The organism is Hydrogenophaga sp. ZJX-1 (genome assembly GCF_048590325.1).
Classification (GTDB): Bacteria; Pseudomonadota; Gammaproteobacteria; order Burkholderiales; family Burkholderiaceae_C; genus Hydrogenophaga.
On sequence record NZ_JBMBRA010000008.1, the window covers coordinates 1 to 16,079 of the forward strand.

15 protein-coding genes are annotated in these 16,079 nt (G+C 68.0%); 7 read left to right on the plus strand and 8 right to left on the minus strand.

Annotation, left to right across the window (positions count from 1 at the left end; translation table 11 throughout):
* Positions 1–39 precede the first annotated feature (39 nt).
* Both ACN5W5_RS19980 and ACN5W5_RS19985 read left to right on the plus strand, forming a co-directional pair.
* Positions 40–1,497: an aldehyde dehydrogenase family protein gene (locus ACN5W5_RS19980; protein WP_420048156.1), complete on the plus strand. Its 1,458-nt coding sequence runs from the start codon at positions 40–42 to the stop codon at positions 1,495–1,497.
* Between the two features lie 5 nt (positions 1,498–1,502).
* On the plus strand, positions 1,503–1,958 hold the full coding sequence (locus ACN5W5_RS19985; protein ID WP_420050208.1) for a RidA family protein: 456 nt from the start codon (positions 1,503–1,505) through the stop codon (positions 1,956–1,958).
* Positions 1,959–1,989: 31 nt separating this feature from the next.
* Here ACN5W5_RS19985 and ACN5W5_RS19990 read toward each other — a convergent pair whose 3' ends face one another.
* The gene (locus ACN5W5_RS19990; protein ID WP_420050209.1) at positions 1,990–2,547 is read right to left on the minus strand and encodes a DUF2889 domain-containing protein; all 558 of its coding nucleotides are present in this window, start codon (positions 2,545–2,547) and stop codon (positions 1,990–1,992) included.
* Between the two features lie 444 nt (positions 2,548–2,991).
* On the opposite strand from ACN5W5_RS19990, the gene ACN5W5_RS19995 reads away from it, so the two are divergent.
* The 4 genes from ACN5W5_RS19995 to ACN5W5_RS20010 all read left to right on the plus strand — a co-directional run bounded on the left by ACN5W5_RS19995 (position 2,992) and on the right by ACN5W5_RS20010 (position 6,771).
* Positions 2,992–3,390 (plus strand): hypothetical protein, encoded by a 399-nt coding sequence (locus tag ACN5W5_RS19995; RefSeq protein WP_420050210.1) that lies wholly within the window; start codon positions 2,992–2,994, stop codon positions 3,388–3,390.
* Between the two features lie 129 nt (positions 3,391–3,519).
* Positions 3,520–5,082, plus strand: coding sequence for a methyl-accepting chemotaxis protein (locus ACN5W5_RS20000; RefSeq protein ID WP_420050211.1), 1,563 nt, complete (start codon positions 3,520–3,522; stop codon positions 5,080–5,082).
* An 84-nt stretch (positions 5,083–5,166) separates the two neighbouring features.
* On the plus strand, positions 5,167–5,673 hold the full coding sequence (locus ACN5W5_RS20005) for a cupin domain-containing protein (RefSeq protein WP_420050212.1): 507 nt from the start codon (positions 5,167–5,169) through the stop codon (positions 5,671–5,673).
* Positions 5,674–5,898: 225 nt separating this feature from the next.
* Positions 5,899–6,771 carry a formylmethanofuran dehydrogenase subunit E family protein gene (locus tag ACN5W5_RS20010; RefSeq protein ID WP_420050213.1) on the plus strand — a complete coding sequence of 291 codons (873 nt, stop codon included), beginning with the start codon at positions 5,899–5,901 and terminating at the stop codon, positions 6,769–6,771.
* 85 nt (positions 6,772–6,856) lie between these two features.
* On the opposite strand, the gene ACN5W5_RS20015 is transcribed toward ACN5W5_RS20010, so the two are convergent.
* Positions 6,857–8,074 carry a multidrug effflux MFS transporter gene (locus tag ACN5W5_RS20015; RefSeq protein WP_420050214.1) on the minus strand — a complete coding sequence of 406 codons (1,218 nt, stop codon included), beginning with the start codon at positions 8,072–8,074 and terminating at the stop codon, positions 6,857–6,859.
* A gap of 155 nt (positions 8,075–8,229) precedes the next feature.
* A complete protein-coding gene (locus ACN5W5_RS20020) occupies positions 8,230–9,012 on the minus strand; it encodes an alpha/beta hydrolase (RefSeq protein ID WP_420050215.1) in 783 nt (260 codons plus the stop codon).
* Positions 9,013–9,090: 78 nt separating this feature from the next.
* Between ACN5W5_RS20020 and ACN5W5_RS20025 the strand changes: the two genes are divergently transcribed.
* The gene (locus ACN5W5_RS20025; RefSeq protein WP_420050216.1) at positions 9,091–9,558 is read left to right on the plus strand and encodes an EVE domain-containing protein; all 468 of its coding nucleotides are present in this window, start codon (positions 9,091–9,093) and stop codon (positions 9,556–9,558) included.
* A 15-nt stretch (positions 9,559–9,573) separates the two neighbouring features.
* Here the strand turns inward: ACN5W5_RS20025 and ACN5W5_RS20030 are convergent, their stop codons facing one another.
* The 5 genes from ACN5W5_RS20030 to imuA all read right to left on the minus strand — a co-directional run bounded on the left by ACN5W5_RS20030 (position 9,574) and on the right by imuA (position 15,847).
* Positions 9,574–9,852 carry a DUF2277 domain-containing protein gene (locus tag ACN5W5_RS20030; RefSeq protein WP_420050217.1) on the minus strand — a complete coding sequence of 93 codons (279 nt, stop codon included), beginning with the start codon at positions 9,850–9,852 and terminating at the stop codon, positions 9,574–9,576.
* A 107-nt stretch (positions 9,853–9,959) separates the two neighbouring features.
* Positions 9,960–10,388, minus strand: coding sequence for an ankyrin repeat domain-containing protein (locus ACN5W5_RS20035; protein WP_420050218.1), 429 nt, complete (start codon positions 10,386–10,388; stop codon positions 9,960–9,962).
* An 88-nt stretch (positions 10,389–10,476) separates the two neighbouring features.
* A complete protein-coding gene (locus ACN5W5_RS20040) occupies positions 10,477–13,638 on the minus strand; it encodes an error-prone DNA polymerase (RefSeq protein ID WP_420050219.1) in 3,162 nt (1,053 codons plus the stop codon).
* An 87-nt stretch (positions 13,639–13,725) separates the two neighbouring features.
* The gene (locus tag ACN5W5_RS20045) at positions 13,726–15,030 is read right to left on the minus strand and encodes a Y-family DNA polymerase (protein WP_420050220.1); all 1,305 of its coding nucleotides are present in this window, start codon (positions 15,028–15,030) and stop codon (positions 13,726–13,728) included.
* Positions 14,975–15,847, minus strand: a complete 873-nt coding sequence (imuA, locus tag ACN5W5_RS20050) for a translesion DNA synthesis-associated protein ImuA (protein WP_420050221.1) — start codon at positions 15,845–15,847, stop codon at positions 14,975–14,977. The genes ACN5W5_RS20045 and imuA overlap by 56 nt, the downstream gene beginning before the upstream one ends.
* Between the last annotated feature and the right edge of the window lie 232 nt (positions 15,848–16,079).

Sequence of the window (16,079 nt, forward strand, 5' to 3'; positions counted from 1 at the left end):
TCTGTCACCTACCCCGGGGACCCGTCCCCGCCCCGCACCATGAGCACCCCTGTCGAAGAGTTCTTCAACCACATCAACGGCGAATGGGTCCGCAGCCGCAGCGGGCGCACGTTCGACAACATCAACCCGGCCGACACCCGCGAGAACCTGGGCCGCTTCCAGGCCTCGGCCTCGGCCGACGCCGAAGCCGCCGTGGGCGCGGCCGCCGCTGCCTTCGAGGGCTGGCGCAAGACGCCCATCAGCCAGCGCGCCAAGGTCCTGAACAAGGCGGCCGATTACCTGGAAGCGAACGCCGATCGCTTTGGCGAGGAGCTCACGCGCGAGGAGGGCAAGTCCCAGGCGCTGGGGCGTGACGAGTTCCTGCGCGCCGCACAGACCTTCCGCTTCTACGCCATGGAGAGCCAGACCTTCGGCGGTGAGACCTACCCGCAGGACGACCCGGCGATGCAGGTCTACAGCCAGCGCGAGCCGCTGGGCGTGGTCACGGTGATCTCGCCCTGGAACTTCCCCGCCTCCATCCCCGCGCGCAAGATCGCCCCGGCCCTGGCCATGGGCAACACGGTGGTCTTCAAGCCTTCGTCGGACGCGCCGCTCTCGGGCCTGCGCCTGACCGAGGCGCTGGTGCAGGCCGGTCTGCCCAAGGGCGTGCTCAACTTCATCACCGGGCGCGCCGGTGACGTGGGCCCGATCATCACGACTTCGCGCGCGATCTGCGCCATCTCCTTCACCGGCTCCACGCAGGCGGGCATGCACATCCAGCGCACGGTGCACCTGACCACGCGGCTGCAGATGGAGCTCGGTGGCAAGAACCCGCTGATCGTGATGGAGGATGCCGATCTGGACCTGGCGGTGGACCTGGCGGTCAAGGGCGGCTTCTCGCTCACCGGCCAGGCCTGCACGGGCACCAGCCGCCTGATCGTGGTGAGCGCGGTCAAGGCCGCCTTCACACAGAAGCTGCTGGCGCGCGTGCAGCAGCTCAAGATCGGCCCGGGCCTGACGCCGGGCATGGACCTGGGGCCGCTGGCCACCGAGAAGCAGTTGCAGACGGTGCTCTCCTACATCGAGATCGGCCAGGGTGAGGCCACGCTGCTGTGCGGCGGCGAGCGCCTCACCGGCGGGGTCTACGAGCACGGCTACTACGTCTCGCCGGCGGTGTTTGACGGCGTGAAGCCGAGCATGCGCATTGCGCGCGAGGAGATCTTCGGCCCGGTGCTGGCGATCATCGAGGCGAGCGACTTCGCCGACGCGATGGCCAAGGCCAACGACAGCGAGTACGGCCTGTCCGCGGCGATCGCCACGCGCAACCCGAAGTACATGCACGACTTCGCGCAGAACATCCAGTCCGGCACGGTCAAGATCAACCGCACCACCACCGGCAACCTGGTCAACGCCCCCTTTGGCGGTGTCAAGAACTCCAGCACATCCACCTTCCGCGAGTCCGGCAGGGTCGGCATGGAGTTCTTCACACAGACCAAGATCGTCTACCGCGCCGCTTGATGACCATGAGCGTCTATCAGACCCTGGAGGCCCTCCAGATCCGCTTGCCGGGTGTTCGCCAGCCCGCAGCGGCCTACGTGCCGTACGCGATGGCCGGCAAGCTCGTTTTCCTGAGCGGGCACACCGCCCGGAAAAACGGCCAGCCCTGGGTCGGGAAACTCGGCGTTTCCCTGACCACCGAGGAGGGGCAGGCGGCCGCCCGGTCGGTGGCCATCGACCTGCTCGGCACGCTGCAGGGTGCGGTGGGCGACCTCAACCGCATCGCCCGCATCGTCAAGCTGACTTCGCTGGTGAATTCGGCCCCCGACTTCACGGAACACCACCTGGTGAGCAACGGCGCCAGCGCCCTGATCGCCCAGGTGTTCGGGATCCAAGGCGAACACGCGCGCAGTGCGTTTGGTGTGGCCCAGATTCCGCACGGCGCGTGCATCGAAATCGAACTGATCGCCGAGATCGTGTGAGCATGCGGCGCCACCGCCGCTACCCAGCGCGTTATTCCGTGCGCTGGGGGTCGAGCGCGCCGGACCGCGCCTGATGTTTCTCGGGTGGCTGCCAGCGGAAGAACATCGGGTAGACCTTTTCCACCACCGGGCCGTTGAAGTCCCAGGCCAGGCACTGGCCCAGGTGCATCGGCGGGCGGCCATCGGCAGTGGGTGCGAACGACGCCGATCGTGTCTGGAACGCGGCGGTGGCCAGGTTGAACAGCAGTTCGCGCAGGTGGGTGCAACCCTGGATGCCGCCGAGGTGGCGTTCGATGGTCTTGCGCCAGCCGCGACCCAGCGTCTCGCCGATCAGGCCCTGCATGGGTTCCATGGCCTGCGGGCAGGGCGCGTGCGGGTGGGCGTCCATGGCCACCGCGACGTCGCGGATCACCATGTTGTTGTCCAGCGTGACGCGGAGGTGCATGTGGTGGATGGGCTCGTGGGGTGCCCACTCGCCCTCGCCCTCGATCTCGAAAGCGTGGGGTTTGGTGTCGAGCAACTCGCCTTCGATGTCCCACAGGCCGTCGTCGCGTTCGAACCCCCGGTATTCGACTTTTCGGGTGTGCATGGGCTTGCGGGGATGGGGCGTGGGCAGTGGCAAAACGGGACCTCGGCGAACTAGGGCCTGTTCACACTATTTTTCCAAGTGTGAATGGGCTGAAAACAGCGCCAATCTAGGCGCGGGACGACGGCCAGACTGGATGTCTGGCCTAGGAGGGCAACAACGAGTGGCGCTGTTTTCAGCCCATTCCCTTCGGGTTGCGGCCAAAAAGGCCATGCGCGGCGTTGCGAAGCCTTGCCGGGGGGCGACCCCGGCTGCGTTTCGCGCCTTGCGCATGGTCTTTTTGATCCGCAACGCATCTTGGAAAAATAGTGTGAACAGGCCCTGGTGACTGAACCCCGATTTTCCCCGATGCAAACGATCACCGTCCCGGGCCGGCCGCAATACCTTCAAGGTCATGGGGTGCGTGGATACTGCAGTACCTCCATTCCCTTTCCATCCCGATTCGTGATGACCGCTTCGAACCGACTGCAGGCACAGGATGTGCTCGACCTCGCCCGGCGTCAGTGGCGCGACACCTGCACCGCCTGTGCGCCCTTCGCCAGCCCCGGCTGGGACTCGTTTCCCGGCACGGTCAGCGACGAGGCCCTGCAATTGCTGGGTGCGCTGTGGCTGCCCGGCGACGAGGAGCCGACGCTGGAGGAACATCGCCCGCCCGGCGTGGACCAGTGGTCGGCCGAAGCGCCGATCGCCCTGCATTTCCATCCCTGCAACCGCTGCCAGGTCTGGGCCTGCAAGGCGTGTGGCAAACCGTTCCTGCGCTACACCGAATACGGGGGCTACTACGAAGACCGGCGCATCCGGGAGCTGGATCCGGGGCGGGTGGACCTCGGCGAACCGGAGGTGTGAGCGGTGCAGGCGGGCCCTGCGCATAGCTCCATCGGCGCCCGGCCCTAGTTCCATCGGCGTATTCAGCGGGCGCAGGGCAAGTCGATGAATCCTCATCAGGCCGTGGTGTGCACGCGCCAGGGGATTTTCATGGGGTTTGTTTCAAGGTTTCGTATCGGTACCCGTCTGGCGATGGGCTTCGGGTTGATGCTGTTGCTCATTGCGGGAATGATCGTCTCGTCTTACGGCACGCTGCAACGCATTGGCACAGAGAACAGCCGGTTGATTGACCAGGAACTCGTGAAGGTGAGCGCGGTGGCCGTCATCGACACGACCACGCGGGCCAACGGCCTGAACACCACCGAGCTGCTGCTGGTGGAACCTGCCCAGCTGCCGGTGATCCAGGCGCGCATGCAGCAGAACCGCCTGGCGATCGACGAAGCGCTGAAGACGCTGGACCGCCTCGTGGTCAAGCCCGAAGGCCGCGCCGCGTTGTCCGAGCTGCAAACGGCGCGCGCGGCCTATGTGGCTTCGTTCGTGAAGATTGCGCCGCTGGTGCAGGCCGGCCAGATCGACGAGGCGCGGCAACTGGTGCACAAAGAAACCCTGCCGGCGCTGGCCCGGCTGCAGCAGCCCATCGACACCCTGCGCCAGCTGCAGGACACGTTGGCGCAACAGCACGGCGCCGCGGTGACGGCCGGCATCACCAGCGCCCGCAACCTCATGCTGCTGCTGGGCGGGGCCGCGCTGGTTCTGGGCCTGTTGGCTTCGGCCCTGCTGGCGCGCAGCATCGTGCTGCCGCTGCGGAACGGTGTGGTGGTGGCCAACCGCATCGCGGCGGGCGACCTGACCCAGACGGTGGAGGTCAGCGGGAAGGACGAAGTGGCCGACCTGCTGCGCGCGATCGGCACCATGCAGGCGGGTCTGCGCCAGTTGGTGGCACAGGTGCACCAGGGGGTGGAACACGTGGGCTCGGCGTCTTCGCAGATCGCCAGCGCCAACAAGGACCTGAGCGGCCGCACCGAAGCACAGGCGAGCGCGCTGGAGCAGTCGGCCGCGGCGATGGAAGAGCTGACCAGCGCGATTGCCATCAACGCCGACAACGCCCACCAGGCCCGCACGCTGGCGGTGAACGCCTCGACGGTGGCCGAGGCCGGTGGTGAGACGGTGGGCTCGGTGGTGCGCACCATGCGCAGCATCGACGAGTCGTCGCGGCGCATCGGTGAAATCATCGGCGTGATCGATGGCATCGCGTTCCAGACCAACATCCTCGCGCTCAATGCCGCGGTGGAAGCGGCGCGCGCCGGCGAGCAGGGCCGCGGCTTTGCCGTGGTGGCCTCGGAAGTGCGCTCGCTGGCGGGCCGCTCGGCCGAGGCAGCTCGGCAGATCAAGCAGCTGGTCGCGGCGAGCATGGAGCAGGTGAACTCGGGCACGGCGCTGGCCGACCAGGCGGGCCACGCCATGACCGATGTGGTCAGTGCGATCAAGCGCGTGAGCCAGCTGGTGGTGGACATCTCCACCGCCATGCGGGAGCAGAGCACCGGCGTCGGCCAGGTGGGCGAAGCCATCGCGCAGCTGGACCAGACCACGCAGCAGAATGCGGCGCTGGTGGAAGAAACGGCGGCGGCTTCGCAAAGCCTGGACGACCAGGCGCGGCACCTGGTGGCCTCGGTCGCGCTGTTCCGCATCGATGCGGCGGCACAGATGGCTTGATGCGGTAGCGGGTTGATGCCCCGGGGGCTGCACAGGCAGCGGCCAGGCTGGCACACTGGGCGCACCACCGTCAGGAGACCCGCCATGTCACACGAGCACGAGCACCCGCATTCACACAGCCACGAACACGAGCCGGCCTGGAAGCACGACGGCGTGCGCGTGGTGCCGGGCAACCAGCTCGACGGCAACGTGCCGAGCACGCCGGGCATGGACCGCAAGGCGGCGATCAATTTCGCGCGCGTGGGCGCGCAGAAGCTCTGGGCCGGCACCGTCACCATCCACGCCAACGCCAAGACCGGTGCCCACCACCACGGCCCGCTGGAGAGCGTGATCTACGTCGTGAAGGGCCGGGCGCGCATGCGCTGGGGCGAACACCTTGAGTTCACCGCCGAGGCCGGACCGGGCGATTTCATCTACGTGCCGCCCTATGTGCCGCACCAGGAGATCAACGCCAGCCCGACCGAGGTGCTGGAGTGTGTGCTCTGCCGCAGCGACGGCCAGGCGGTGGCGGTGAACCTGGACATTGAGCCGGTGGAGAAGCCGGAACAGGTGCTGTGGGTGGACCCGACGCACCCACATGGGGGTGTGTGAAACATCTCCGGTTCATCAGGTGGCCTGAACAAGGACTGCTTCGCCCATGGCTTGCACTGCGATCCCGGGTGAACCCCTCAAGGAGTTGGTCCTTCTAGACAGGTTCTCTTGATTCAGCGCAATGGACAAAAAACGGAAGCCGTCCAGACTGTTCTTGGAGTGGGTTTGCAACTGAAAGAGACCTATCCCACACGGAAGTATGGCAAGCCATTACGAGGTATTCACATGAAACTCAAGTCCTGGATACTCATCACTTGTTCTCTGCTGATGGGAACTTCGGCCTTCGCTGCTCAACCCACCTACAAGATGGGTGAAACGATGTTTGTTGAAACCGGCGTGGAAGCACCGGACCTCAACCCCACCTGGTATGCCGCCATGGTGGCAAAGTCTTACGCGCCGGTGTTTGAGATGCTTGCGACCCAAGGCACGCAAGGTCGCTACTACCCATACACCTACCCCGTCACCTTGAAAGACATGGTCAGGTTCCACGGCCATGACTGTGAGGGGACGACCACCGCGGCCAACTCGGCCTGGGTGGCTTTCAAACTGCTGTTTCCGGATGGGGTCATTGACCGCAGCGTACTCAGGGGCATCAGCGGCGAGTCGCCCTGCTGGTCTGATGCGGTCGCCTATCTCACTGGCGCCCGGATCCAATACGGCAACCTGGGTTTTTTCAAGGACCGTCGGTACAGCCACGCCATCATCCTCTACCGCGAAGACACCCAGATGGCCGTGCTCGCCACCTGGAAAGAAGGCATCAACAACATTCCAGGCGAACCGGTCATGCTGCCCGGGAAGATCACATGGAAACCCAAGGTCACCATGAAGGAAGTAGAGGCACTCAAGGCAGCCGTCAAGCAAGCGGGTGGTCGGCCCACGCCGTATCAGGTTGACCTGATGCGCTACCAGCAATGGGTGCATGTCAACGATATCCTGGAGCGGCCACTTGAAGAAAGCTACCAGGCCCAGGTGATCGAAAACTTCAAGTGGGAAGACTGGATCGATCCGACCAAGGTGGTCGCGAAGCCACACGAGCGCACCGACACGCGCCTGAAGAACTACCCCTATCGCGGCAGTCCGATCGAAGGCCCGAAGTAACCTGCCACCAAGCCAACCGGAGAAAACTCCGTCACAGCGGGATTGCTCGCAAGGTGCCCCTGAAGGGGGCACCTCGTGTTGTCCGTCAACGTGACACTTCGCCGGCTTTCGGTGGACGGCGGTGCAGCAGCCATTGCGCGAAGGCACCGCACAGCGCCAGGCCCAGCATCAGCCACCCGAGGTTGAGCGCGCCTTCGTGGCGGAACAGGCCGACGGCAAAGCCGCCGACGGCGCCCATCATCTGCTGCATCAGACCGGCCACCGCCGCGGCCGAGCCCGCCAGCGCGGGCACCAGGCCCACCGTGCCCGCGAGCGCTGGCGGCACCAGCAGGCCGTGGCCGATGCCCACCAGCATCAGCGGCAATGAAAACGCGAGCGGGGTGTTCAGGCCGGCCAGGGCCAGCACCACCACCAGACCGATGCCCGCCAGCGTGCAGCCTTGGCCGAGCCCCATCATCAGGCGCTCGCCGGTGCGGTGCGCCATGTGCGAAGCGAGGTAGTTGCCCACGATGTAGGCCCCCGGCACGCACATGATGTAGAAACCGATGCCGTCGGGTCCCACGCCGTAGCTGCCGAGCACGATGGGCGCGCCGCCGAGAAAGGCGTAGAAGGTGGCGGTGGTCATGGAGAGCAGGGCCACGTAGAGGATGAAGGCGCGCTCGCGGCCGAGCCGCGCGTACGACGACAGCATGGCGCGCAGCCAGTGCGGCTGCACGGTGGTGGCCTTCTGGTGGTCGGGCAGGCCGCGCCACGCCGCTGCGAACAGCACCACCGCCAGCACCGCCATCACCACAAAATTGGCCTGCCAGCCCAGGCGCACGTGCAACTGTCCGCCGAGGATGGTGGCCAGCGGCGGGCACAGGCCCATGGCCATGCCCACGTAGGCCATCACGCGTGTGCGCTCGGGGCCCTGAAACAAGTCCTGCACCATGGCGCGCCCCACGACCATGCCCGCCGCGGCGCCAGCGCCCTGCAGCACGCGCGCGGCCACCAGCAGCGGCAGGTTGGGCGCCAGCGCAGCCAGCACCGAACCCAGGAACGCCACCGCCAGGCCAAACAGCAGGATTTTCTTGCGCCCGATGCGGTCCGACAGCGGGCCGTAGAGCAGTTGCAGGGAGCCGTAGGCCACCACGTAGCCGCTGAAGGTGAGCTGCACCGCCGCCTGGCCGGTGTTGAAGATGGCGCCCCATTCCTGCATCGAGGGCAGGCAGATGGTCATGGTCAGCAGGCCGAAGGCGAGTTGCGCCAGCAGGTTGGCGATCAGCAGGCCGTGGGGCGCGGGCCGGGTTGTCGGAGACGTCATGGAAGGGCGGAAACGGTGGTCGGCACCACACGGGAGGCCGAAAAAACAAGGGGTGGCTGGGCGAAAAGGTCACACGGCCGGGCGAGGCCGTCCGGTGGCGGCACCGGCGTCAGCGAAGGCGCAAGGCTACCCGGAATTCGCCCGCACCGTGGGATTCAGGGTCGCAGAGGCGCACGCTCCAGGGCATCGGACCACATCGCTTTCCAGGGCGCCCAGTCGTGGCCGCCGGGCGCGCTGAGCAGGTGATCGGCCGGCAGCAGACCATCGAACAGGCCGGGGAACGGCTCCAGCCGGTCGCGGGTGCCGTAGCCGATGTAGAGCACCGGGCGCGCCTGCGCCGGGTCGCCATAGCCCTTCAGCCACCGCAGCAGATCGCGCTGGAAGTCGCCGGGCTGCAGCGGCAACGCGGGTTGCCAGCGTGCGATTCCGCCCGCCTCGGCCACTTCGCTCAGCACGCTGTGCGAACCGATGAACGGGGCCAGGGCGATGAGACCCTCGATCTCGCCGGGTGCGCTCTTCGCATACAGCAGGGAACCCATCCCGCCGAGCGAAATGCCGGCCAGCCAGATCGACCGGTAGCCCCGGGCGCGCGCCGGCTCGATCACATCGGCCCGCAAGCGGGCTGCAAAACTGCCGTTGCGGAAGTAGCCCATGTGCGCGTCCGCCACCACCATGTCCACGCCCGGGTGGCGCAATCGCAACTGGTCCACGAAGCCTTCGCGCACGATGTCCTGTGGCACCTCCTGCGACCCCGGCATGAACACGACCAGCGTGTGGCCCGGGCCGCTCGACGACGCCGGCAACCACAGCGCATCCATGGGCACTTTCGCAGGGCGTGGCAACGCGCAGCCCACCAGCAGAACCAGCACCCCCGTCATGAGCAGCCACAGGGCGGGGCGTAGGCGAAGGGGCGTGTGGGCGGTGGTGATCGTGGGCATGGCGGGGCGCCGGGGCGTGTGGCAGGCTGGGCTACTGTAGCGCCAGCATGGGCTTCGATGTCTCGCTAAGATGCCGCGATGACCCCGTACTGGCTGATGAAGTCCGAGCCCGAAGAGTGCTCGATCGACGACGCGCTGGCCGCCCCGCAGGCCACCGTGCCCTGGACCGGCGTGCGCAACTACCAGGCCCGCAACTTCATGCGCGATGGCATGCGGGTGGGTGATGGCGTGCTGTTCTACCACTCCAGCTGCGCCGAGCCCGGCATCGTGGGCCTGGCGCGCGTGGCCTCGGGCACACGCCCCGATCCGACCCAGTTTGACCCCGATTCACCCTACTTCGATGCCAAGTCCAAACCCGAAGCACCGCGCTGGCTGCTGCTGGACGTGCAGGCGCTGAAAAAGACCCGCCTGATCGGCCTGCCCGAACTGCGCGCCACACCCGAACTGGCCGACATGGTGGTGCTGCAGCGCGGTAGCCGCCTGTCGATCACGCCAGTGAGCGAAGCGCACTGGCGCTGGATCACACAAAAGATGCTGGGCGGTTGAACACCGCGGTTCCGTTCAGCCGCGCGGTGCGGCAAAACGCTGCGCCGACCGCTCGCGCGCCTTGACCGCCTCCACCTCGCGGTTCTTCGGCTCGGCGTTCGTCACCATCGACCGGATGAGCCGCCGCGCCGAATCCGCCACCTCGGCCACCGCGCGCTCGAACGCTGCTTCGTTTGCCTTCGAGGGCACGCTGAAGCCGCTGAGCTTGCGCACGAACTGCAGCGAAGCATCGCGGATCTCCAGCTCGCTGGCGGGCGGCTCGAAGTTGAACAGCGTCTTGATGTTGCGGCACATGGGGCGCTCCTGCGTTGAGAGATGGCGCCATGGTACGAAGCCGGCGGCGGGGTTTCAAGCCGGCGGGAAGCGGTGAGGTGAAGCGCAGTCCGGGGCTTTTCGGTCGATCACGGCAACCGGGATGAAGGCGTTGTTTTAGCGATGCGCTCCCAGTCCCGCAGCGTCTGCTGCAAGCGGTTCCGGGCATCGGGGTGGCCGTCGCTGAAGGCCCCGGTCAGCCGCTGTTTCAGCGCCTCGACGGGTGGCGGTGCACCGGTGGTCTTGAGCCGGTCGATCAGCAGCATGACGGTCTGGAAGTTCCGGGATGTGATGGCCAGCTCCAGCATGCTCTGGCCGCTGTCGGTGAGATCGTGAACGTTCGCGCCGTGTTCGAGCATGTACTTGAGCAGGCCGGCCTTGCCTTCCCGGCAGGCCCAATGCAGGGGCACCAGCCCGCCATCGAGCCGGGCCGTGAAGTCGGCGTCGGGGGCCAACAGGTCGGCGGCCAGTGGCCAGGCCGATGCCTTGATCATTTGCTGGTGTTTCCAGTCGGACATGGGATGGGTGGGCTTGGGTGGATGCGCTGCGGGTTCTGGGGTGGGGCAGTCTCTCACAGACGGCAAGGTGGACCACAGGCGGGTGCTTTCAATGAAAATCCCGGCTCTCCGTCGCCAGCCGGCCCAGCAGCGGCGTCAGGTCTTCCAGGTGACCGGCGATGAGGTTGCAGACTTCGCCTTCGCGCTGCCACACGCCGTGCACCGCCATCAGGCGTGAGCGGGTGAGGGCGCTGCGCTGGCGCTCGCGCAGGGCTTTCCAGACGATGACTTGCACGACGCCGGTTTCGTCTTCCAGCGTCACGAACACCACGCCTTTGGAGGTGCCGGGTTGCTGGCGCCCGGTGACGATGCCGCAGGCGCGCACGAGGCGGCCGTCGGGCGCGTCTTTCAGCGCTTCGGCGGTCATGAAGCGGCGCGCCTGCAGGCGCTCGCGCAGCAGGGCGAGCGGGTGGCGGCGCAGGGTGAGGCCGAGTGACGCATAGTCCCAGACGATGGCTTCGCCTTCGGGCGCTTCGGGCAGGTCCAGCGTGTCTTCTTCGACGGGGGCTTCTTTGAGCAACGCGGGTGGGGTTTTGAGGGCGGCGGCGTCCCAGACTTGCTGGCGGCGGTGGCCGCTCAGGGATTGCAGCGCGTCGGCGGCGGCGAGTTGTTGCATGGTTTGCTGGTTCAACCCGGCGCGGCGGGCGAGGTCTTCTGAATCCGTGAATGCACGGCTCGCGCGTGCCGCCACGATGCGCTGCGCTTCGTCGTGTGACAGGCCGCTGACCAGACGCAGGCCCAGGCGCACGGCGGGCAGTGTGGGCTCGGGGGCGGCCCTCCCCTCTGCCCTCTCCCAGGGGGAGAGGCCGTCGAAGCCCTGCTCTTCCAGCGTGCAATCCCAGTCGCTCTCCATCACGTCCACCGCGCGCACTTCCACGCCGTGGCGCACGGCGTCCTGCACCAGCTGGCTCGGCGAATAGAAGCCCAGCGGCTGGCTGTTGAGCAGGGCGGCGAGGAACTCGGCCGGGTGGTGGCGCTTGATCCAGCAGCTGGCATAGACCAGCAGCGCGAAGCTGGCGGCGTGGCTTTCGGGGAAGCCGTAGCTGGAGAAACCCTTCACCTGCTCGACCACACGCTGCGCGAAGTCGAGCGGGTAGCCGCGCTCGGTCATGCCGCTGATCAGGCGCTCCTGGTACTTGCCCAGACCACCTTTGCGTTTCCACGCGGCCATGGCGCGGCGCAGGCCGTCGGCCTCGCCGGGCGTGAAGCCGGCCGCGATGATGGCGATCTGCATGCACTGCTCCTGGAACACGGGCACGCCGAGCGTGCGCTTCAGTGCGGCGTCCAGACCCTTGGGGTAATCGATGGGCTCCTTGCCCTGGCGGCGGTTCAGGTAGGGGTGCACCGCGCCGCCCTGGATCGGACCAGGGCGCACCAGCGCGACCTCGATCACCAGGTCGTAGAACTCGCGCGGCCGCAGGCGCGGCAGCATGCTCATCTGCGCGCGGCTCTCGATCTGGAACACGCCCACAGTGTCGGCGGCGCAGATCATGTCGTAGGTGCTTTCGTCTTCCGCCGGGATGTCCTGCATCTGGAAGTCGAAGCCCTTGCGCTGGCCGATGAAATCGAGCGACTTGCGGATGGCGGTCAACATGCCGAGCGCGAGCACGTCGACTTTCAGCAGGCCCATGGCGTCGAGGTCGTCCTTGTCCCATTCGATCACGGTGCGGTCGGCCATGGCGGCGTTTTCGATCGGGACCATGCGCGACAGCGGCATCTGGGTCAGCACGAAACCGCCGGTGTGCTGCGAGAGGTGGCGCGGAAAGCCCATGAGCTGGCCGGTGAGCGCCACGAGCTGACGCACCTTCAGGCTGTCCGGGTCCAGCCCCGCTTCGGTGATGCGCTCGGGCGCAAAACCATCCTCGCTCCACCAGCGGTGGCCGCTGCCCAGCGTGTCCAGTGCAGCCTCGTCGAAACCCAGCGCCTTGCCCACGTCGCGCAGGGCGCTGCGGGGTCGGTAGCTGATGACGGTGGCGGTGAGCGCGGCGCGCTCGCGGCCGTATTTGGTGTAGAGGTACTGGATGACTTCTTCGCGCCGCTCGTGTTCAAAGTCCACGTCGATGTCGGGCGGCTCGTTGCGCTCTTTGGAGATGAAGCGCTCGAACAGCACCGCCGTGCGCGCCGGGTCCACCTCGGTCACGCCCAGGCAGTAACACACCGCGCTGTTGGCCGCCGAGCCGCGGCCCTGGCAGAGGATGTGCTGCGAGCGCGCGAAAGCGACGATGTCGTACACGGTGAGGAAGTAGTGCTCGTACTGCAACTCGCTGATCAGCGCCAGTTCGTGCTCCACCTGTTGCTGCACCGAGGCGGGCACACCCGCGGGCCAGCGCCGGCCCATGCCTTCGTAGGCCAGCTGGCGCAGGTAGCTCGCCGGCGTTTCGCCCGGCGGCACCACTTCGCTGGGGTACTGGTACGCCAGCTCGTCGAGCGAGAAGTGACAACGACCGGCGACCTTCAGCGTCTCGGCCAGCAAGGCCTCGGGGTAGCGCTGCGCCAGCGCCAGGCGCGAGCGCAGGCGCTGCTCGGCGTTGGGCGCGAGCGCGTGGCCGCATTCGGTCAAGGGCCTGCCGATGCGCGTGGCGGTGAGCACGTCCTGCAGCGCCTTGCGGGAGCGCACATGCATGTGCACGTCGCCCACGGCCACCAGCGGCACGGCGGTGAGCTCGCTGCTCTGGCGCAGCCGGTGCAGGCGCATCTCGTCGTCCATCAGTCGCAGCTGCTCCACGCCGAGCCAGCAGCGGCCGACGAAGTGCAGCAGCAGCCAGCGCGCCACGGTGTCCATCTGTGCCTGCGTGCTGCCGCGCTGCGGCACGGCGATCACCAGGCAGTCGGCCAGCGCATCGGCGCTGATGTGCTTCAGCGTCAGGCGGTACGTGCCCTTGGGCGCCGTGCGGCGCAGCCGGGTGATGAACTCGCAGAGGTTGCCGTAGCCGTTGAGATTCGTGGCGAGAACGACGAGGGTGAACGGCGCGTCGCACTGCACCTGGAACTGGCTGCCCACGAGCAGCTTCAGGCCTTGCTCTTTGGCCGCCACGTGTGCGCGCACGATGCCGGCGAGCGAACATTCGTCGGTCAGGGCGAGGGCGGTGTAGCCCAGCGCCTGCGCGCGCTCCACCAGCTCTTCGGGGCGGCTCGCACCGCGCAGGAAGCTGAAGTTGGACAGGCACAGCAACTCCGCGTAGGAGGGAATGCCAGAGGGTTGTGGCGTCACGGCGAGAGTGCCCCCTCCGGCGCGAAATGCCCGAACCCAGGATGCGGTGGAACCGGCTTTGCCGGGCCACTCGCATCGCGGCGGGGGTCAAGAAAATATGCCATGCAAGAACCACGCAGGCGCCTCGTCCAGCCGCGTCTGGAACACCCACAACACGCCCGCGTGCGCCGACTGCGCGACCCAGTAGTCGCGCACCACGTTGCGGATCTGGCCGGCGGCCTCATCCCGGTCCCACCAGCCGCCTTCCACCCGCTGCGGGCCAGCGAGCAGCTGCAGTTCGCCCTGGTAGTACGGCCGGTTGGCGCGCACCAGCAGCTTGAGCGGGGCGCTCAGGATGAAGCCCGGCTGCGGCAGCTCGCTGCCCATGGCGGGCTTTCGGGGCAGGGGCTCGGGCGCCGGTTGCCAGCGGCACATCCACTCGGGCCGGTGGTCTTCGCACAGCACCGGGCGCATCACACGCTGAGGGCCGAGGCGGGCGGCGATGCGCTCCAGCACCAGGGGCAGCGTCTCGCTGCCGGCGTTGTCGTCGGGCAGCCAGGAGGCGCTTTTTTCCTCCAGCGGCATCACCGCGTCGGCGACCAGTTCCAGGTCGCCCACCGGCGCCAGCAGTTCCACCCGGGCCAGGTGCTCGCCGAGCAGGCGGCAGAGGTGCTCCAGGTTGCGCGTGGGCTCGGCGGTGCGCACGGTGAGGCTGCCGCCATCGCCCGCCGATTTCGCGCGCATCGCGTCGTGCGCCCAGTGCAGCGTGAAGGCGGTGGTGCCGCTGTGGCGCGCGGCGAGCCAGCCACACAGCGCCAGCAGCAGGCGGCGCGCGCCGAACAGCAGGGCCGATGCATCGTCCACGCGGAACATGAGTTCCAGCCGCTGCGCGAAGCGCTCGGGCAGCGCGATCCAGCGGTGCACCTCGGGCGCGCGGCCGTAAGCCTGGTCGAGCGCGGCGAGCAGCTGTTTGTCAAAGCGCCGGCCGACGCCGCCGCGCGGCAGCCGCCGCACATCGCCCAGGCTGAGGCAGCCGATGTGCGCGAGCGTGAGGCGGTGCGGACGCACGGCGCTGAGCGTGTCCATGGGCAGGGCGTCGAGCAACACGTCCAGGGGTTGGCGAAAACCGTCTTGCACGCCAGCGCGCGCCAGCGCCAGCGCGGCCAGGCTGTTGGGCGCCCAGGCGATCCGGCTCACGCCCAGCTCGGTGCCCTCCGAGACCACACGATCACACAGCGCGTGCCAGCCGCCAAACAGGCGCACGCTCGCCGCCAGCTCCATGACCACGGCTTCGTCAGCGACAGCAACCCGGGGCGTGAATTGAAGGGCCCAGAGCGCCAGCGCCTGCAGCGCCGCGTCAGTGGGCGAGGCGGTGTCGTCGGGAGCCGGCAGACGGAGCGCTGACCAGAGCATGGCCGGCCTCGCTGGGAAGAGGGAACGGGGCGGTCTGCGGTGCCGGTTCGAGCGGCAGCAGGGTGCTGGGCTTCTGCAGCCGCGGCGTCAGGATGGCCTGCAGGCCGCCGGGCACCGAGGGCAGGTGCAGCGTGGTCTCCAGCGGCGGGCCCTTGCGCTTGAACACGTCGACCAGCAGTTCCCAGTCGGCCCCCACGCTGGCCAGCAGGCGCAACGGCGCGGCCGACGATTCGCGGGCCGCCGTGGCGGGCCGGCACAGGAACACCGGGCCGGCGCAGCCCGCGGCCAGCACCTGCAGGCGGCGCACCTGCTCGGCGCGCACCTGCGGCAGCCAGGCGATGAGCGCACCGCAGGCGTTGGCCTTGACCAGCTGTTCGGTGGACCACAGGCGCTCGGCCGGCGTCTCGGCCATCACCCAGACCAGTTGCTGCTCGGCGATGCCGTCCAGCCGCAGGCCCGGCGGGTGTGGCGGCCGGGGCGGGCCGACCAGCACCACGCTGCGACCGGCGGCACACACCTGGCGAAGCAAGGCCCCAAGCAGCCGCCATTCCAGCGTGCCGCTCTGGGCGCTCAACAGTTCGGTGACGCCGTGGCCGGGCCAGCCGCCGCCGGGCAGCACGGCGTCCAGCGCCTCGAAGCCGCTGGACCAGGTGGCCGCGACCGGGCTGCCCAGCTGGTCGGCGCGCCAGAGCGCGGCCGCCACGGCCGCAGGCAGGGCGCTGGAGAGCGCGCCCGGCGCAGGCACCGGGCGGGGGGCATTGTGGGCAGGCCGGGCCAACGGAGGGTCGGACGGGCGGGCTGGGGCGGGGGAGGGCATGATCCATCAGATACTGTTCATGCGTACAGTATCTGAAAGTCGACCCGCTGTCCAGCCGGGCCTAGGGGACGGGTGTTCCGGCGTTGTTCAAATCCGTTTCCATAGCACCGAAGCGCCACCCGCTAGGCGTGAAATGGTCCAGCCCAGGGCACCGCCGGGCCGGCTTTGCCGGACGGCCAGTGCGCCTTGCAGGCCGCAGCCTCGCCAGAGGCGAGGCTTCTTCGGGCCGTCC

Excerpts from the sequence above, each read along its gene's own strand:
- ACN5W5_RS19980 (WP_420048156.1), top strand. The coding sequence starts at position 40 with ATGAGCACCCCTGTCGAAGAGTTCTTCAACCACATCAACGGCGAATGG.
- ACN5W5_RS19985 (WP_420050208.1), top strand. The coding sequence starts at position 1,503 with ATGAGCGTCTATCAGACCCTGGAGGCCCTCCAGATCCGCTTGCCGGGT.
- ACN5W5_RS19990 (WP_420050209.1), bottom strand. The coding sequence starts at position 2,547 with ATGCACACCCGAAAAGTCGAATACCGGGGGTTCGAACGCGACGACGGC.
- ACN5W5_RS19995 (WP_420050210.1), top strand. The coding sequence starts at position 2,992 with ATGACCGCTTCGAACCGACTGCAGGCACAGGATGTGCTCGACCTCGCC.
- ACN5W5_RS20000 (WP_420050211.1), top strand. The coding sequence starts at position 3,520 with ATGGGGTTTGTTTCAAGGTTTCGTATCGGTACCCGTCTGGCGATGGGC.
- ACN5W5_RS20005 (WP_420050212.1), top strand. The coding sequence starts at position 5,167 with ATGTCACACGAGCACGAGCACCCGCATTCACACAGCCACGAACACGAG.
- ACN5W5_RS20010 (WP_420050213.1), top strand. The coding sequence starts at position 5,899 with ATGAAACTCAAGTCCTGGATACTCATCACTTGTTCTCTGCTGATGGGA.
- ACN5W5_RS20015 (WP_420050214.1), bottom strand. The coding sequence starts at position 8,074 with ATGACGTCTCCGACAACCCGGCCCGCGCCCCACGGCCTGCTGATCGCC.
- ACN5W5_RS20020 (WP_420050215.1), bottom strand. The coding sequence starts at position 9,012 with ATGCCCACGATCACCACCGCCCACACGCCCCTTCGCCTACGCCCCGCC.
- ACN5W5_RS20025 (WP_420050216.1), top strand. The coding sequence starts at position 9,091 with ATGACCCCGTACTGGCTGATGAAGTCCGAGCCCGAAGAGTGCTCGATC.
- ACN5W5_RS20030 (WP_420050217.1), bottom strand. The coding sequence starts at position 9,852 with ATGTGCCGCAACATCAAGACGCTGTTCAACTTCGAGCCGCCCGCCAGC.
- ACN5W5_RS20035 (WP_420050218.1), bottom strand. The coding sequence starts at position 10,388 with ATGTCCGACTGGAAACACCAGCAAATGATCAAGGCATCGGCCTGGCCA.
- ACN5W5_RS20045 (WP_420050220.1), bottom strand. The coding sequence starts at position 15,030 with ATGCTCTGGTCAGCGCTCCGTCTGCCGGCTCCCGACGACACCGCCTCG.
- imuA (WP_420050221.1), bottom strand. The coding sequence starts at position 15,847 with ATGCCCTCCCCCGCCCCAGCCCGCCCGTCCGACCCTCCGTTGGCCCGG.